Genomic DNA, 15,970 nt, shown 5'->3' with positions numbered 1-15,970 from the left:
CAACGGTGCTTAAGCGGCCGGAACTATCCTATTCATCCGGATAGGGAGCTGGCCGTTAGACTGCTGGATACAAGCGGTTTTGCCTTAGCAGGGAGAGTAATTTTCATGGATGTTTATTCAATTTTCATCAGTTTGATTTTTGTATTGAATGTGATTTTTGCCGTCATTGTTATTTTCCTGGAGCGGAGGGACGCAGGAGGGACCTGGGCGTGGCTGATGGTTTTATTTTTCATACCAATCCTTGGTTTCATCATGTATTTCCTGTTTGGCCAGAACCTTGCGAGAAGGAAGATGTTTCAATGGGAGGATCGGGAAAAGGTCGGAATAGATGAAATGATCAGACAGCAGATCCATTCGATTAAAAATCAATTGTTTTCCTTCCGCAATGAAACCATCAGGGAGAACTATGATCTGATTTATATGCATTTGATCAATAATGAAGCCGTCCTTACCCAGGATAACGAGGTTGAGATATTTACCGACGGAAGGAAGAAATTCGATTCTTTAATCGGCGATATAAAATCGGCAAAAGATCATATCCATCTGCAGTATTATATTTTTAAAAAGGACAACCTCGGCAAAGGGCTTGTGTCCCTTTTAACCGAAAAAGCAAAAGAAGGGGTAAAGGTCAGGGTCCTGTATGATGAATTGGGCTCCAGAGGCGTGACAAAACGTTTCTTCAGGGAGCTGCGTGCAGCCGGAGGGGAAGTGGAGGCTTTCTTCCCGTCAAGGCTCCCTTTTATCAATATCAGGGTCAATTACCGCAACCACCGGAAGCTTGCCATCATAGACGGCAAGCTAGGCTATGTGGGAGGCTTTAATGTCGGAGATGAATATCTGGGACTGGATCCCTCCTTCGGATATTGGAGGGATACCCACCTGAGGATTTCCGGAGAGGCAGTCCACGCCATCCAGACAAGATTCATTCTTGACTGGAACCAGGCGTCACACCGCCACGATATCCATTATCATACCCGCTATTTTCCGGAAAGCACCGGCAGCGGGAATATCGGGATTCAGATTGTCAACAGCGGGCCTGACTCAGAATGGGAACAGATTAAAAATGGCTATATCAAGATGATCAGCTCGGCAAAAGAGAGCATTATGATCCAGACGCCGTACTTCATCCCTGATGCGAGCCTGCTTGATGCACTTCGGATTGCTTCGCTTTCAGGGGTAAAAGTGAAAATCATGATTCCGAACAAGCCGGACCATATGTTTGTCTATTGGGCTACTTATTCATATATCGGAGAAATGCTGAAAACCGGTGCAGAGATCTATATTTATGATAATGGTTTCATTCACGCCAAAACCATTGTCGTCGATGAAAAGATTGCCTCCGTCGGTACAGCCAACATAGATGTAAGAAGCTTCCGGCTGAATTTTGAGGTCAATGCCTTCATATATGATAAAGAGGTATCCCGCCAGCTTGCCGGCAAGTTCCGTGATGACATCGAATTGTCCAGCCTGATGGATGCAGAGCGCTACAGCAAAAGAAGTTTTTACATTCGCCTTAAAGAATCCATATCGCGGCTGCTGTCGCCCATTTTATAAAAAGCTGAAAGAACAAAAGCGCAAGCGCCTTGATCACCCTTAAGGAACGCAGACTAAGAACGCCACGTCCTGTGGCAACGTCTGCATGACCCCCATCCTGGGGGCCTCAAGCCAAACCTCCCGGAAAGGCGTTCTTTGACTTTTTGGGAGGTTTGGCTTGTGACCTCGGCGCAGCTGCTGGACGTTGATCAAGAATTGATATTTATCCACAAGACTTACAATTTATAAATTCCTTAACAATCAAAAAAACCGGCATTATGCCGGTTTTTTGCGTACTGCGTTCTATTAAGCAAATACTTGCTTTAGATCTTCCTTGCTTTGATCGAGCCAGAAGCGCATCAGACGCTTTGCTCCTTCAAGGTCATGAAGCTTGGCCTGGCCGCACTGTTTTTCGTTTGCAGCTGGAATCTCCGTGATCTCAATAGCATCCTTTAAAGTGTCTTCAAGCAAATCAATGATTTCTTCCACTGTCGGCTCGCCGCTGACAACAAGATAGTAGCCAGTCTGGCATCCCATTGGGGAAATATCAATAATATCGAAATGGTCATATTTCTCTGCATGCGTACGGATATTAAAAGCAAGCAGATGTTCAAGCGTATGGATGGTGTCCGGCTTCATCGCCTGCTTGTTCGGCTGGCAGAATCGGATATCGAATTTATTGACAACTCCGTCGCTCCCCACTTTGTGGACACCGCAATGTCTTACATATGGAGCTTTAACGGCATTATGATCTAATTCAAAGCTTTCTACTGAAGGCATATAATCACTCCTTATAAGTCTTAATTCCATTATAACGCAAAAGCCGAGTATTTTCATCAAATTAATATAGAATGAAATTCCCAGTCAGTTACCAGCATAACTATGCATGCAGATGGACTCTTATGACTCAAAAACAGTATAATCAATAATTATGCCAGTACATATTGAAAGGATGAGGCAGAACATGCTCCAAAAGATGATGATCGGACTGATCCGGTTTTATCAGATTGCCATTTCACCCCTTAAGCCGCCGTCCTGCCGTTTTTACCCGACCTGCTCCCATTATGGCCTGGAGGCCGTCAAAAGATTTGGTCCCTTTAAAGGAGGCTGGCTTGCGGTCCGCAGAATAACAAAGTGCCACCCATTCCATCCTGGAGGCTTTGATCCGGTTCCTGAGAAAAAAGAGAAATGACTACTGCCCGTACCCGTCAACCACCAGGTCCAGCTTTCCTGTTTCCGGATTGATGACAAGGCCATGGACCGGCACATCCTTCGGCATCAGCGGATGCTTTTTGATCATATCGGCACTGTGGGCGACACTCTCGCTTACACTGCTGAAGCCCTTGAGGAACTCCTCCACATTGATCCCTGAATATGCCAGTGTTTCGAATGCCTGCTCGTCCACGCCTCTCTTCTTCATTTCATCAATCACAAGCTCCGGCTTGATGGCGCTCATTCCGCAGTCATGATGGCCGATGACGAAAACTTCATCCGCCTGCAGCTGATAAACAGCCACCAGGATGCTTCGCATGATGCTTCCAAACGGATGGGCTACAAGCGCACCTGCATTCTTGATGATCTTAACATCCCCATTTGCAACATTGATGGCTTTTGGCAAGAGCTCAAGCAGCCTTGTGTCCATACATGTCAGGATCACCATCCGTTTATCGGGAAATTTTGTTGTTGTAAACTCCTCGTAACGCTTATTTTCAACGAAATCCTTGTTATGGTCTAGAATTTGCTGTAACAGTTTCATAATACCCTCCTGTAAACTTTAGAATGATTCACTACCTTCTAGCATACATAATCCCGTTCCCTTAGACAAAATTTTTCCCTTGCTTTTCAGATAAAAATTTTGTAAGATTACTTAGTAAAATCGTAACGATTACGTATTATATAATCAATATTATAAACATATGATAATGTATCTTAACCAAATCGGAATAAATACGGTTTAATAAGAAAGGCGGTTATTATGAGAAAGTTAATCATGCTCCTCACTCTATTGATGCCCGTGAGCCTTTTTCTTGCAGGCTGCGGGGACGGCAATGCAGACCAGGCGGAGGAAAAAACCAAAGACCAGCTGAATGTGTATACAACGGTATATCCGCTCCAATATTTTGCGGAAAGAATCGGCGGCAGCTATGTGGACGCCCATACCATCTATCCTCCGGGAGCTGACGAGCACACATTCGAACCCTCGCAAAAGGATATGATGACACTTGCCGATTCAGATCTGTTCATTTACATCGGCCTTGGCCTTGAAGGATTTGTCAGCAAAGCCGAAGGCACCCTGGAGAATGAGAATGTAACATTGCTGGCTGCAGGAGAAAATATTGATATGACCGGTACAGAAAATGGGCACTCCCATGAGGAAGGAACAGAAGAGGAAGGCCTTGAAGAAGATGGACACAGCCATGAGGAAGACGGGCACAGCCATGAGGAAGATGGACACAATCATGGTGATGTCGATCCTCACGTCTGGCTTGACCCTCTTTATGCTGCCGATTTGGCTGAAGCCGTTAAAGACGCGCTGGCAGAGAAAATGCCGCAGCACCAAAAGGAATTCGAAGAGAATTACCAAAAGCTTGCCGCTGAACTGGATTCCCTCCACCATGAATTTGAGGAAACTATAGCTTCTGGAAAACATAAAGAAATCATAGTCTCTCATGCGGCATACGGATACTGGGAGAAAAGATACGGTCTTGAGCAAATCAGTGTATCAGGCCTCTCAACATCCAATGAACCAACACAGAAGGAATTGGAGAACATTATCAAAACATCCAAGGAACACGGCTTGAACTATATCTTTTTTGAACAGAATGTAAGCTCCAAACTGACGGAAATCGTCCAGGATGAAGTCGGCGCCAAGCCGCTGCAGCTTCATAACTTATCTGTACTGACAGATGAAAATATCGATAATGAAGAAACCTACTTTACCCTGATGGAAAACAACCTGAAAGGGATTGAGAAAGCCTTGAATAATTAAGGAGTACAGCAGCAGGATATATTCCTGCTGCTTTTTTCATGGCTGTGCTGAAATGCGTGTGAAACAGAGTTTCACACGCATGAGCCCAAAATCAACAAGGTACACTAACACAGCCTTTTTCATTTATTTTTCTCTCTTTTTTCAAGGAAATGTTTACATATTCCAGATTGAATCGCAGACACTATGTAAATGGAAGAATTGGCGAAAGGAAGATAAATATGAATGACTTGGTAATTGCGCGCTCGCTGTTTGGCACAACAATGGGTTTCCATATTATTTTTGCGACCATCGGCGTTGGGCTTCCGCTGATGATGCTGACAGCAGAGCTTATTTATCAGAAAACAAAGGACCATGACTATGTAATCATGGCAAAGCGCTGGACAAAAGCCTTTGCTGTCCTCCTGGGAGTCGGCATTCCAACAGGAACCATTGCGGGCGTTCAGCTTTCCCTGCTTTGGCCGGGCTTTATGGAAGTGATTGGACGGGTTATGGCCCTCCCGTTCCAGATTGAAATTTATGCTTTTTTCATCGAAGCGCTATTTATGTCCATTTATGTCTATGCCGCGGAACGGATCCCACCGTGGATGAGGATCTCGAGCCTTGTCCTCGTTGCACTCGGCGCATTCGGTTCTGCTGTCCTGATTACAAATGTCCACGCCTTTGAAGGGACACCTCAGGGCTTCAGGATTGAAAACGGAGAAATTGTGGATATTGATCCCTGGGCAGCCTTCTTCAATCCCAGCTTTCTTGTGACAGCCGGCCATGTGGCTGTTTCTGCCTATACAACAGGCGCCTTTGTAGTCGCGTCTGTGGCTGCTTTTAAGATGCTGCGCAATAAATTCGGTACGAGGGTATATGATTTTCATAAAAAGGCACTTATGCTGAGCCTGATTGTCGGCGGCATTTTCTCATTGCTGACTGCCTTGAACGGGCATGCATCCGCCCAGTATCTCCATGAGTACCAGCCGGAAAAACTCGCTGCCGCGGAGGGGCTTTTTGAGACCCAGTCGCACGCCCCGCTTGCAGTCGGCGGCTTTACCGACCGGGAGACACAGGAGGTAAAATGGGGCATTGAGATACCATGGGCCCTCAGCTTTCTGGCAGGAAACAGCTTTGACACAGTGGTCATCGGCCTGAACGATTTTCCGGAAGAATTGTGGCCGCCGCTTTTCGTCCATACACTCTTCAATGGAATGGTAGCCATAGGCAGCCTGCTGATTCTCCTCTCCTTTGTAGCGTTTGTCTGGAATAAATTCTTAAAAAAGGACCAGTTCCCAAAAATATTTATGTGGGCATTCGTGCTGTCAGGCCCTGCCGCTGTGCTGGGCATTGAATTCGGCTGGATATTCGCCTGCACAGGCAGGCAGCCCTGGACAATTTACCGCGTCCTGTCAACTGAAGATTCGGTAACGACGGCCGGAAACCTTGGGATCTTGTTTGTCCTTTTTGCTGCCGTTTATGTCATTCTCGGACTGACGGTTGTTCTGGTGCTTCTGTATTATTTTAAAAGAAATACGGTACTCGACGATATCAACCGGACAAAGGAAAAGGGAGTCCCGCTGTATGGCTCCAATACATAAGGGGTGAGAAAGCATGTCAGATGCTCTATTAGCCATCACAATCCTGTGGGGATTTGTATTCATCTATGCTGTCATGGCAACGATGGATTTCGGCGCCGGCTTTTGGTCGATGGTCTATATGAAGAGGACCAAAACGAAGGCGACTAATATCGCCAACCGCTATCTTTCTCCGACATGGGAAGTGACGAACACTTTCATTGTGGCACTTGTCGTTGCAATCTACAGCCTGTTTCCAGGAGCGGCCTACACATTGGGCACCGTGCTGCTCGTACCCGGCAGCATGATTCTTTTATTGCTTGCCATACGGAGCGCGTTCCTTGTGTTCTCAAACATTGCGAGCGACTATAAAAAGCCGCTCACCATCATATCCGGCATATCTGGTATTCTGATCCCCGGCCTTTTGATCAGTGTGCTGCCGATCACACACGGCGACTATATAGACTTTTCAGATGGCGGCCAGTCACTCGACCTGGCCAAACTTTTCACCAGCCAGAACGAGTATGCCTTTTTCGGCTTTGCCGTCAGCAGCACTCTGTTCCTTTCTTCTCTTCTCCTGGCCGATTACTCCAAGGCAGCAGATGAAATGGATGCTTACTATGTTTACCGCCGGGATGCCCTGATGATCGGGCCAGTATCGCTTCTGATGGGTGTAGTCATTATGCATACCCTCAGCCTTGAAGCTGCCTGGCTGTATAATAAAATGATCAATGATATGCCGATTCTGATGCTGTCGGTAGGATTATTCCTCCTGGGAATCGTGGCGCTGCTCCTGCCCTCTTTTACAAAAAAAGGGACTAAAGGCATCCCAAGACTTGCTGTCATCGCCGTAACACTGCAGTATTTGGCAGCCAGCTTTGTTTACGGGAAAGCACATCTCCCCTACATGGTCTACCCTGAGGTCACCATTGAATCAGGGTTTACAGACCCCAATTCATTCAGGGCCGTGTTTGCCACCTATATTGCGGGCTTTGCCATTCTTTTCCCGGGTTTTGTCTACTTCTGGAGCCTGTTCATGAAAGACAAACGCTACCTGAGGCAAAAGGGCAGCAAACAGCCTAATTAAGGCTTCCCTTTTTCTGTCACGTATTCCCACTCACCGGGCAGCGAAAGCTAATGCTGTATCAAATACTTTAAGGAGTGGATACAGATGGCACAGGATGTACTATGTGAAGTAAACAACTGCACCTACTGGAAAAAAGGGAATAACTGCGGCGCCGACCGGATTTATGTTGTCAGCCATCATGGCGAGCAGGCCGAGAACAGCCATGAAACGGACTGCAAAACCTTCAAGCCGCATGAATAGGAAAATTAACAAGCCAGGCCGGGAACTTTGTCCTGGCCTGGCTTGTTAAATGGTCCATTCTCCTGTAACCAGCGCAGACAATTTCAGCTTGCCTTCTGCATCATGCTGGAATACCAAATACAGACTCCTCCAATCCATCCCTCCATATTTATCTGTACCATTCTGATAAAACTCTACAGTTTTTGAATCAGGGAAGACTTCTTTAATATTGTTCTTCGTGCTGCCTCTCTGCTGCACATCATCCAATAAAATCTGATCCGGCTCTGTAAATCCTTTATACCGGTCAAAATAATCTTGCGGCACCGACTGGATGGGCTTGCCGCTTCCATCATGGTAACCCCACAAATATTCTTTTTCAATGCTGCTTAAATTCCCAATCTCTTCCTTGGACAAAACCACTGCATCGCTTTCAATAAATTCGTACGGTGAAATCAACAGACCCTTCTCTTTAGAGACATATTCTGAAATTGCGCCGTAGTTCTCATTTTCCAGCGCCTTCACAATGCTCTTTGCCATTTCTTCTGCTGATTCTACACCTGCCTCTTCATTTTCACCAAGCTCTTCAACTTGATTTTCCTCTCCTCCTTCTGGCTGGCTCTGTCCATTTTCATTCTCAGGGCTTGCTGTTTCTTCCACTGTATCAGCTTCTTCCTTTGTACCAGTAGCGCCATCCCCGGACTGGCCATCTGAACATCCGGCTAAAAGGGCAGCAAGAAGAACAGCAGCAGCTAGTTTATGAACCATAGACACTTCTCCTTTCTGTTATCTATATTATTCTCATTCACCATGCCGGATTAAGGTAAACGTGAGTTGTTTGAGGATGGTATGAGGAGTAGAAGAGGAATTGGGGGAAGTATTAAGTGAATGTTGCTTTATATTTAAAACAGACACTGCTGTCCAGCCAGTGTCTGTTTTTGACCTTTAACCGAGTGACACAGCTTCTTTCATCAATGTCACTTCCGCCAGCCTTCGCCTGTTTATTTCATAGCCGATTCCCGGTCCATCAGGAACACTTATATAGCCTTCATTCACAGTGACCCCGGGAGAAATGATATCTTCTTCCCAATAGCGCTCAGAGCCTGATATGTCCCCAGGTATCTCAAACCCCGGCAGTGAAGCGAGAGCGATATTATGGGCCCTTGAAATGCCGAATTCAATCATGCCGCCGCACCATACCTGTATTCCATTCTGCAGGCAATAATCATGGATCTTTTTTGACTCTGATAATCCGCCGACCCGGCCGGCTTTAATATTGATCACTTTACAGCTGCCAAGCTCTGCTGCCTTCCTTGCATCACTGAAAGAGACAATGCTTTCATCCAGGCAGATCGGGGTGCTGATGCTTTTTTGGAGAACACTATGATCCACAATATCATCATGGGCAAGAGGCTGTTCAATCATCAGCAGCCTGAATTCATCAAGGGCCTTCAGCCTGTCTGTTTCCTTAAGGGTATAAGCGGAATTGGCATCTGCCATCAGGTCAATATCCGGATATTCTTTCCGGATCGCAGATAACAGCGGCAGATCATTTTCCGGGCTAATTTTCACCTTGATGCGCCTGTAGCCCTGCTGAAGGAATCCTTCGATCTGCAGAAGACTTTCCTTCACGGTTTTCGCACCGACAGCAACACCGGATCCTATCCTGCCTCTCGTCCCTCCAAGCAATGAATGGAGCGGCTTTCCGGCCTGTTTGGCCTGCAGGTCCCATAGCGCAGCTTCCAGGCCTGCCTTTGCCATCTGGTTTCGCCTGACAGAGCTGAACAGGGAGCGAGCATCTTCCGCCTTCAGGCCGGGACTCTCCTTCAACAATGGCAGGAGAAAGTCCTTGATGACATGATAGCATGTCCTGACAGTCTCTTCCGTGTACCAAGGGGAAGAAAAAGCAACTGCTTCTCCAAATCCGCTCAATCCGTCCCTGTCGATCAGCTCGACAATAATGGCTTCTCTGCTCCTGACGGTGCCAAGATGGGTGGAAAAAGGCTTCTTCAGCTGCATGCTGATCACATGCAATATAGCCTTTTTAACATTCATGATCCTTCTCCGCCTTTCCCCAGCATGGCACGCAGCTCTCTTCGCAATATTTTTCGTGATGCATTTCTCGGAATTTCTTCAACGAAATAGCAGGTTTTCGGTACTTTATACTTTGCCAGCTTACCGAGGCAGAATTCCTCAATTTCTTCAGATGACAGTTTTGCACCGTCAATGATCTGGATGAATGCAGCCGGCACTTCTCCCCACTTCGGGTCCTTCAGCCCGATGACACCCGCATCAGCAATTGCAGGATGTGAAGTGAGCACCCCCTCGATTTCTGCCGGGTATATATTTTCCCCTCCGGAAATGATCAAGTCAGATCTCCTGTCAAGTACATAAAGAAAACCTTCCTCATCAAGCATGCCGATATCTCCTGTGTAAAACCAGCCGTCCCTCATCGCCTTGGCTGTCTCCGCTTCCCTGTTCAAATATCCAGGTGTAACATTAGGTCCTTTAACGGCAATTTCACCAGCCTGCCCTTTATCTGCTTCCCTGTCTCCATCCATGATTCTCAGCTGGGAAGGAAATAGCGGCTTTCCGGCCGAACCGAGCTTTGAGAAGCTGTATTCAGGAGCAAGTGTCACGATTTGGGAGGAAGTTTCAGTCATGCCATAGCTTTGATAGACTGGCATCCCCTTTGCTGCGCATTTTTCGAGCAGATTGCGGGAAGCGGGCCCTCCGCCAAGAAGCATGCAGCGAAAGTGAGATGGCAGTCCGTTATCTTCAATTGCAGTGGCAAGCCTTGAAAGCATTGTGCTGACGACAGACATGATTGTCACCTTTTTCTCCCGGATGTCCCTGATCGCCTGCTCCTCGCTAAAAGATCCGTGCAGAACGATAGGGATGCCATAGATCAGGCTTCTCATCAGGATGGAGTACCCGCTTATATGGAACAAAGGGACAGCACATAGCCAGCAGTCATCTTCCCTGACGCCAAGATTGAAGGCCGATCCCGATGCGCTCCACCAGTGGTTACCGTATGTCTGAAGAACTCCTTTCGGATGTCCTGTTGTACCTGAGGTGTACATGATGGTGCATACCTCATCCAGCGAAACTTCCTCCTCTGCCATAAAGGCAGCTGAAGGCTGTTCAGCGAGAGCCTCCTTCGTCACCATGCTGCAGCCATCCAGTGACAGCTCCCGGGTTTTATCTGTAAATGCTGCCTCTGTAATCAGAATCGAAGCATTGGAATCCGCCAGCTGCCAGCCGATCTCCCCAGCAGTCAGCCGGTTATTCAGGATAACCGCTGTGGCTCCCAATAGCTGAAGGGCAAGCAGGACGAAGACAGAATCAGAATGGTTTTTCAGGAGCACCCCGGCATAGGAGCCCCTGCCTGCCCCTGCACCAGCCAGCTTACCGGCCATTTGGGAGGATTCTTCGTATAATTGTTTGAAAGTATAGGCACTTCCTTCAAAATAGAGGGCGTGCCTGTCCGGTGTTAAATCGGCTCTTTTCTTTAAAAATTGAGGGAGAAATTCACCCATTGACTCCACCTTCCTTGCATATCAAGCGTTTTAAAATACCATAGAAAAACAGCCTGATGGTTTGCCATCAAGCTGTTTTTATTTTCATATAAAATCAAGGGAAACGCGGGAATTGTCCAAAGTCCGGCTTGCGCTTTTCTTTGAACGCATCGCGGCCTTCCTTGGCTTCATCTGTTGTATAGTAAAGAAGCGTAGCATCCCCTGCGAACTGCTGGATTCCAGCCAGTCCGTCAGTGTCGGCATTGAACGCTGCTTTCAGGAAGCGGATGGCAGTCGGACTCTTCTCAAGGATTTCCTCGCACCACTGAATTGTTTCCTCTTCCACTTTTTCAAGCGGCACAACTGTGTTGACGAGCCCCATATCAAGAGCTTCCTGTGCGCCGTATTGACGGCATAGGAACCAGATTTCGCGGGCTTTCTTATGGCCGACGATCCTTGCCAGATAGCCTGATCCGTAACCTGCGTCAAAGCTTCCCACTTTAGGGCCTGTCTGTCCGAAGACAGCATTATCGGCAGCGATAGTCAGGTCACATACGATATGAAGGACATGGCCTCCACCGATGGCATAGCCTTTTACCATGGCAATGACCGGCTTTGGAATGACACGGATGAGGCGCTGCAGATCCAGGACATTCAAGCGGGGAATTTCGTCTTCGCCGACATATCCGCCGTGTCCGCGAACCTTTTGGTCGCCGCCGGAACAGAATGCTTTCTCTCCTGCCCCAGTCAGGATGATAACACCTACGCTTGCATCATCGCGCGCATAAGCAAAAGCATCAATCAGCTCCATTACCGTTTTCGGGCGGAAGGCATTATGTACTTCTGGCCTGTTAATTGTAATTTTAGCAATTCCGTTGTAAGTTTCGTATAAAATATCTTCATAATTGCGTCCAGCAATCCATTCTACAGTCATAACGGAATCCTCCTTTTTTATAGTTTCTGCAAAAACTCACTTACTATTGTACCAAACTTTTCTGGTTCTTCCACATGTATTGCATGCCCGGCTCCAAATACAGTCTCCCATTGGCATACTGGAATCAGCTTGGATATCCTTTCAGCCAGGGTGCAGAATTTTGCATCCTCAGAGCCTGTGATCAGAAGGGTGTCCGCCTTTATATCCGTGAGCTTCCCCCACCATGAAGGCTGGGCCCCGGTCCCCATCCCCCTGAGGCTAAATTCAAGGCCTTCCGGGCTGTTTTGAAGCCGCTGTTCCCTAATCTGCTTCTGGACATCAGCCGGCAGCATTTTCTGCGTTTTGAACAGCGGGATGTTTTCCCAGTAATCAACGAATGCTTTAATTCCGTTCTCTTTTATGTATTCCCCAAGCCGCTCATCCTGATTACGCCTATTCATTCTTTCTTCAGCAGTCTCTAATCCGGGCGATGCACTTTCAAGGATCAGCTTTCTGACATTGCCCGGATATAGGGCGGCAAAAGACAAAGCCAGACGCCCGCCCATTGAATAGCCCAATAGATCGGCCTTGGGAATCTGCAGCGATTCCATCAGCTCATGGATCATCCGGGCAGCTGCAGTGACAGTGTAGCTTTCTTCTGAAGCAGGCACATCAGTGTCTCCGTGTCCGGCAATATCGATGGATATGGCCATGGATCCTGATTTCCAGCGGGGAATGAAAGGGTCCCAGGTGGAACGGTCACCTGTAAACCCATGAAGCAGGATAAGGGGAAAACCGCTGCCCTCTATTTCGACATGGTAGGACCCTCCGCCGCTTACAAATTTCATTCTTATTCTCCTTTTAGGAACAGGGTTATTTCCCGGGAAACACGATTCCACAATTCTCGATGCTCAGCAAGGTTTTTGTCCCGGTTTGTCATTATTTCGGTTACCTTTAGGCCGTGTTCACCATAACCTTCTTTAATGGCAACCTCAAAGTCTTCCCAAGTTTCAGCGCGGACGAATTTTGCCCCATAAAGTCTGGCCGCATGTTCAAAATCCAAATCCAAAGGCGTTCCAAAAAGGAGCTCAAAGTTCTTTTTCTCGCCTGCCTGCGGCAGGAATGAAAATATACCGCCGCCATTGTTATTGATGAGCAGGATATGGACATTGATATTGTGGAGTTTTGAAGCAATCAGGCCATTAAGGTCATGGAAAAATGTCAAATCCCCCAGCACCAGATAAAGGGGCTGAGAATATAAGCCTGCTCCAAGTGCAGTGGAAACAATCCCATCAATTCCGTTTGCACCCCTGTTGCCCATCGCCCGAATGCTTTTGCCATTATTGTGGAAGAAGGTATCAAGATCACGGATTGGCATGCTGTTTCCGACAAACAGTGTACTCTCATCAGGCAGAAGTTCTGCAAGCTGGAGGAACAGCTTTCCCTCGCTCATCTCTACAGCCGAGCCGGCCTCTGCAAGCACCAGCTTCGTTTTTTCATTGACCGCTTTCCATAGTGCACTATACTCGCCGCCAGGCTCCCTGTGATCAGCAAAGCTTCGTATCTTCTCACAGAAGAGGGCTTCGCTGCAGTAGACCATCTCTGAGGAAAGCAGGGATGGGTCACGCCAGCCTGCTCCGCCATCGACAACAACTTGCCTGGTATCCTTGTTTTCCTTTAAGAAAATGGTGAGTGCCTTTGAAACAGGCATTGAACCAAAGCGGATTACCACATCGGGCTTCAGGGCTTCTTTTGCCGCATCCGTCCTCAGGAAGCTGTCATATCCGTCAATGACAAGCGCTTTTCCATGCTTTCCGCTTCTCAGCTGTGAAAGCGGATCTGCTAAAATTGGATAATCAAGCCTCTCTGCCAGCTTGACCACTTCAGATACAAACCGGTTGTCATCATTTGGCCCGCAAATGATGATGCCTTTTTGAACTGATGAAAGGGCGTCTGCCATCTCTCTAAAAACAGAATCTGAAAGAGCAAGCTCCCCCTGCTGGATGGAGACAAAACCTTCAGGCCTTTCCTGGCTTTCGAACAGATTTTCATCGAGCCTAGGTATAAGGGGCTCACGAAAAGGAAAGTTGAGGTGAACTGGACCGGCAGGGGCCTTAACTGACTCTGCACATGCCCTGGCACATACTGTCCTGGCATATCTGATCATTTCATCTGAATTCTCGGGCGGCGCCATTTCTGCAAACCATTTTACATGCCCGCCGTAAAGGTGGATCTGATCGATTGCCTGTGGAGCCCCTACATCCCTCAGCTCATGGGGCCGGTCTGCCGTCAGGACAACAAGCGGGACTCTTGAGATCTTTGCCTCCACAACGGCCGGAAAGTAATTGGCCGCAGCTGTCCCTGAGGTACAAAGCAGGGCAGCCGGCATGCCTGATGCTTTGGCAATCCCAAGGGCAAAAAAACCTGCTGAACGCTCATCCACATGAATATGCACATTGAGGTCCGGATGCTCCGCCATGACCATGGCCATCGGTGTAGAACGGGATCCCGGGCTGACAACAACGTCCCGGACACCGGTTTTGGCCAGCTCCGAGACAAATGCAGCGATATAAGTTGTTAATGCTTCTTGATGATTCATTCTGATAGTCCTCCCAGAGCTGACCGCATAGGACGGAATTTGATCTTGGTTTCCATGAATTCGCTCTCAGCGTTTGAATTCTCCACGATTCCGCATCCGGCAAACAAGGAAGCTTCATCTCCCTGAAGAAGGCCGGAACGGATCGATACAGCAAATTCTCCATTTCCGCTATAGTCAATCCAGCCCAGCGGCCCTGCATAATAGCCCCGGTCCAGTTCCTCAATCTCTCTGATCATAGCTACAGCTTCCTGCTTTGGCAGCCCGCCGAGCGCAGGGGTCGGATGAAGTTTTTCAACCAGCAGGAGCAATGAAGCTTCCTCCTTTGTCGTACCCTCCACTGGAGTGTACAAATGCTGGATATGCTTCATTTTCAGCAGCTGGGGCTTTGAAGGAATCTTAATCTCCTCGCAGGCTTCATCCATGGCTGTTTTTATCATATCAACCACATACTGATGCTCGATGAGATTTTTTTCGTCCGATAATAAGGCCTCGCCAAGTGCCTGGTCATCCTCAGGAGTCTTTCCCCTCGGGATGCTGCCGGCCAGGCAGGTCGAATAAAGACTTTTTCCTTTCTTTTTAACAAGCCGTTCGGGAGAGGCCCCGATAAAGCAGTCTCCTTGGGATTCAAAAGCAAAGATAAAGCTTTCATTCTGTTCATTGTGAAGATTGCCTAATACCTGCTCCGCTTCTATATTCCCGGAAAAAGAAAGCCGCAGTTCCCTTGCAAGGACCACTTTCTTAAGCTTTCCAGCCTTGAGCTCTTCGACCGCTGAAGTGACCGAATCCATCCACTCCTGCGGATGAATTTCCTCTTCAGAGATAAGCCTGCCTTCGTTCTCCTGAACAGGTGCCCCGATCCCCTCGAGCAGGAGGCGTCTTTCTTCCCTTACTTTTTCAGCAAGCGATACATCATCATGTTTCGTGCAGACAATATTGGTCGTCAGGAATGTTTGTCCTTCTGTCTGCGTCAGCAAATACCTAGGAACATGAAAAAGAGAATCCGGATATTTGGACCATAATGCGGTCTTTTCCTTTTCCGGATCAAAAGAGAATCCCCCGAACAGGGCAGGACCTGCAGCAGCGGCAGAGTATTCATTATATATGACTGCATTGCGGATAAAGCGCTTCCACTCTTTTTCTACATGAGAAAAACGGCCGGAAGCCTGATCCGACTGAATAAGTTTGCATATGCCCAAACCAGCTAGGATGGTTTCATTTGAAGGATCTTTCCAGTAAAAGCGTTCACCAAAAAACGCCTGTCTTCCTGAAGCAAAGAATGATAATGGGTCAATATGGTCCAGTTTATGGACTTCACTGACAAGGATAGGCTCCGAAAAAGCCCCGGCCCTTTTAATTGCTTCCAGGATTCCTTCCTTAAGTTCCGTATCCTGTATCGTAACCAAGAAAATCCCTCCAATAACAGCTTTACCGCTGTTATTCTTTCGTTTTTCAGCTTATTTTAAGATACACCTCATGATTATATGATGTCAACAACATCGGCCTGATGATGCATGTATCATCATTATTATAAAAGGCTGATCTTCACGTTTTCCTTCCAT

The 15,970-nt window shown here is 47.6% G+C and carries 15 protein-coding genes; 6 read left to right on the top strand and 9 right to left on the bottom strand.

Going from position 1 to position 15,970, the window contains the following annotated elements; translation table 11 throughout:
* Positions 1-105: 105 nt before the first annotated feature.
* Positions 106-1,554 carry a cardiolipin synthase gene (gene cls, locus Q9R36_RS14340; protein ID WP_311225422.1) on the top strand — a complete coding sequence of 483 codons (1,449 nt, stop codon included), beginning with the start codon at positions 106-108 and terminating at the stop codon, positions 1,552-1,554.
* Between the two features lie 285 nt (positions 1,555-1,839).
* Here cls and Q9R36_RS14335 read toward each other — a convergent pair whose 3' ends face one another.
* Entirely contained in the window at positions 1,840-2,313 is a 474-nt protein-coding gene (locus Q9R36_RS14335) for an S-ribosylhomocysteine lyase (protein WP_257992134.1), read from the bottom strand.
* Positions 2,314-2,497: 184 nt separating this feature from the next.
* Here Q9R36_RS14335 and yidD point away from each other — a divergent pair, with 184 nt between their 5' ends.
* Positions 2,498-2,725: a membrane protein insertion efficiency factor YidD gene (gene yidD / locus Q9R36_RS14330; RefSeq protein WP_224899286.1), complete on the top strand. Its 228-nt coding sequence runs from the start codon at positions 2,498-2,500 to the stop codon at positions 2,723-2,725.
* On the opposite strand, the gene Q9R36_RS14325 is transcribed toward yidD, so the two are convergent.
* A complete protein-coding gene (locus tag Q9R36_RS14325; protein ID WP_224898209.1) occupies positions 2,726-3,289 on the bottom strand; it encodes a beta-class carbonic anhydrase in 564 nt (187 codons plus the stop codon).
* A gap of 219 nt (positions 3,290-3,508) precedes the next feature.
* On the opposite strand from Q9R36_RS14325, the gene Q9R36_RS14320 reads away from it, so the two are divergent.
* The 4 genes from Q9R36_RS14320 (at position 3,509) to Q9R36_RS14305 (ending at position 7,405) form a co-directional block, all read left to right on the top strand.
* On the top strand, positions 3,509-4,522 hold the full coding sequence (locus Q9R36_RS14320; protein WP_311225421.1) for a metal ABC transporter solute-binding protein, Zn/Mn family: 1,014 nt from the start codon (positions 3,509-3,511) through the stop codon (positions 4,520-4,522).
* A gap of 218 nt (positions 4,523-4,740) precedes the next feature.
* Positions 4,741-6,102 carry a cytochrome ubiquinol oxidase subunit I gene (locus Q9R36_RS14315; protein ID WP_257992220.1) on the top strand — a complete coding sequence of 454 codons (1,362 nt, stop codon included), beginning with the start codon at positions 4,741-4,743 and terminating at the stop codon, positions 6,100-6,102.
* 13 nt (positions 6,103-6,115) lie between these two features.
* A complete protein-coding gene (locus Q9R36_RS14310; protein WP_311225420.1) occupies positions 6,116-7,165 on the top strand; it encodes a cytochrome d ubiquinol oxidase subunit II in 1,050 nt (349 codons plus the stop codon).
* Positions 7,166-7,249: 84 nt separating this feature from the next.
* Positions 7,250-7,405 carry a DUF1540 domain-containing protein gene (locus tag Q9R36_RS14305; protein ID WP_224898201.1) on the top strand — a complete coding sequence of 52 codons (156 nt, stop codon included), beginning with the start codon at positions 7,250-7,252 and terminating at the stop codon, positions 7,403-7,405.
* Between the two features lie 45 nt (positions 7,406-7,450).
* Here Q9R36_RS14305 and Q9R36_RS14300 read toward each other — a convergent pair whose 3' ends face one another.
* From Q9R36_RS14300 to Q9R36_RS14270, 7 genes are all read right to left on the bottom strand, one after another.
* Positions 7,451-8,149 (bottom strand): hypothetical protein, encoded by a 699-nt coding sequence (locus Q9R36_RS14300; RefSeq protein ID WP_311225419.1) that lies wholly within the window; start codon positions 8,147-8,149, stop codon positions 7,451-7,453.
* A gap of 177 nt (positions 8,150-8,326) precedes the next feature.
* Positions 8,327-9,436, bottom strand: coding sequence for an o-succinylbenzoate synthase (menC, locus tag Q9R36_RS14295; protein WP_311225418.1), 1,110 nt, complete (start codon positions 9,434-9,436; stop codon positions 8,327-8,329).
* Positions 9,433-10,920: an o-succinylbenzoate--CoA ligase gene (locus Q9R36_RS14290; protein ID WP_311225417.1), complete on the bottom strand. Its 1,488-nt coding sequence runs from the start codon at positions 10,918-10,920 to the stop codon at positions 9,433-9,435. Before Q9R36_RS14290 ends, menC begins: the two co-directional genes overlap by 4 nt.
* Positions 10,921-11,014: 94 nt before the next feature.
* Positions 11,015-11,833 (bottom strand): 1,4-dihydroxy-2-naphthoyl-CoA synthase, encoded by an 819-nt coding sequence (menB, locus tag Q9R36_RS14285; RefSeq protein ID WP_009795312.1) that lies wholly within the window; start codon positions 11,831-11,833, stop codon positions 11,015-11,017.
* Positions 11,834-11,850: 17 nt separating this feature from the next.
* Positions 11,851-12,660, bottom strand: a complete 810-nt coding sequence (gene menH / locus Q9R36_RS14280; RefSeq protein ID WP_311225416.1) for a 2-succinyl-6-hydroxy-2,4-cyclohexadiene-1-carboxylate synthase — start codon at positions 12,658-12,660, stop codon at positions 11,851-11,853.
* Between the two features lie 2 nt (positions 12,661-12,662).
* The gene (menD, locus tag Q9R36_RS14275; RefSeq protein ID WP_311225415.1) at positions 12,663-14,411 is read right to left on the bottom strand and encodes a 2-succinyl-5-enolpyruvyl-6-hydroxy-3-cyclohexene-1-carboxylic-acid synthase; all 1,749 of its coding nucleotides are present in this window, start codon (positions 14,409-14,411) and stop codon (positions 12,663-12,665) included.
* On the bottom strand, positions 14,408-15,814 hold the full coding sequence (locus tag Q9R36_RS14270) for an isochorismate synthase (protein ID WP_311225414.1): 1,407 nt from the start codon (positions 15,812-15,814) through the stop codon (positions 14,408-14,410). The genes menD and Q9R36_RS14270 overlap by 4 nt, the downstream gene beginning before the upstream one ends.
* Positions 15,815-15,970: the final 156 nt, after the last annotated feature.

This window comes from Bacillus sp. AG4(2022) (genome assembly GCF_031844465.1).
Lineage (GTDB): Bacteria > Bacillota > Bacilli > Bacillales > Cytobacillaceae > Bacillus_AB > Bacillus_AB infantis.
Note: the sequence above shows the minus strand (reverse complement) of the source record. Positions and strands in the feature narration are given on the sequence as shown.

Bases quoted from the DNA above. Each gene is read 5' to 3' on its own strand.
- Q9R36_RS14320 (WP_311225421.1), top strand. From the start codon at position 3,509: ATGAGAAAGTTAATCATGCTCCTCACTCTATTGATGCCCGTGAGCCTT.
- menB (WP_009795312.1), bottom strand. From the start codon at position 11,833: ATGACTGTAGAATGGATTGCTGGACGCAATTATGAAGATATTTTATAC.
- Q9R36_RS14300 (WP_311225419.1), bottom strand. From the start codon at position 8,149: ATGGTTCATAAACTAGCTGCTGCTGTTCTTCTTGCTGCCCTTTTAGCC.
- Q9R36_RS14310 (WP_311225420.1), top strand. From the start codon at position 6,116: ATGTCAGATGCTCTATTAGCCATCACAATCCTGTGGGGATTTGTATTC.
- menH (WP_311225416.1), bottom strand. From the start codon at position 12,660: ATGAAATTTGTAAGCGGCGGAGGGTCCTACCATGTCGAAATAGAGGGC.
- yidD (WP_224899286.1), top strand. From the start codon at position 2,498: ATGCTCCAAAAGATGATGATCGGACTGATCCGGTTTTATCAGATTGCC.
- Q9R36_RS14305 (WP_224898201.1), top strand. From the start codon at position 7,250: ATGGCACAGGATGTACTATGTGAAGTAAACAACTGCACCTACTGGAAA.
- menD (WP_311225415.1), bottom strand. From the start codon at position 14,411: ATGAATCATCAAGAAGCATTAACAACTTATATCGCTGCATTTGTCTCG.
- menC (WP_311225418.1), bottom strand. From the start codon at position 9,436: ATGAATGTTAAAAAGGCTATATTGCATGTGATCAGCATGCAGCTGAAG.
- Q9R36_RS14315 (WP_257992220.1), top strand. From the start codon at position 4,741: ATGAATGACTTGGTAATTGCGCGCTCGCTGTTTGGCACAACAATGGGT.
- Q9R36_RS14290 (WP_311225417.1), bottom strand. From the start codon at position 10,920: ATGGGTGAATTTCTCCCTCAATTTTTAAAGAAAAGAGCCGATTTAACA.
- Q9R36_RS14325 (WP_224898209.1), bottom strand. From the start codon at position 3,289: ATGAAACTGTTACAGCAAATTCTAGACCATAACAAGGATTTCGTTGAA.
- cls (WP_311225422.1), top strand. From the start codon at position 106: ATGGATGTTTATTCAATTTTCATCAGTTTGATTTTTGTATTGAATGTG.
- Q9R36_RS14335 (WP_257992134.1), bottom strand. From the start codon at position 2,313: ATGCCTTCAGTAGAAAGCTTTGAATTAGATCATAATGCCGTTAAAGCT.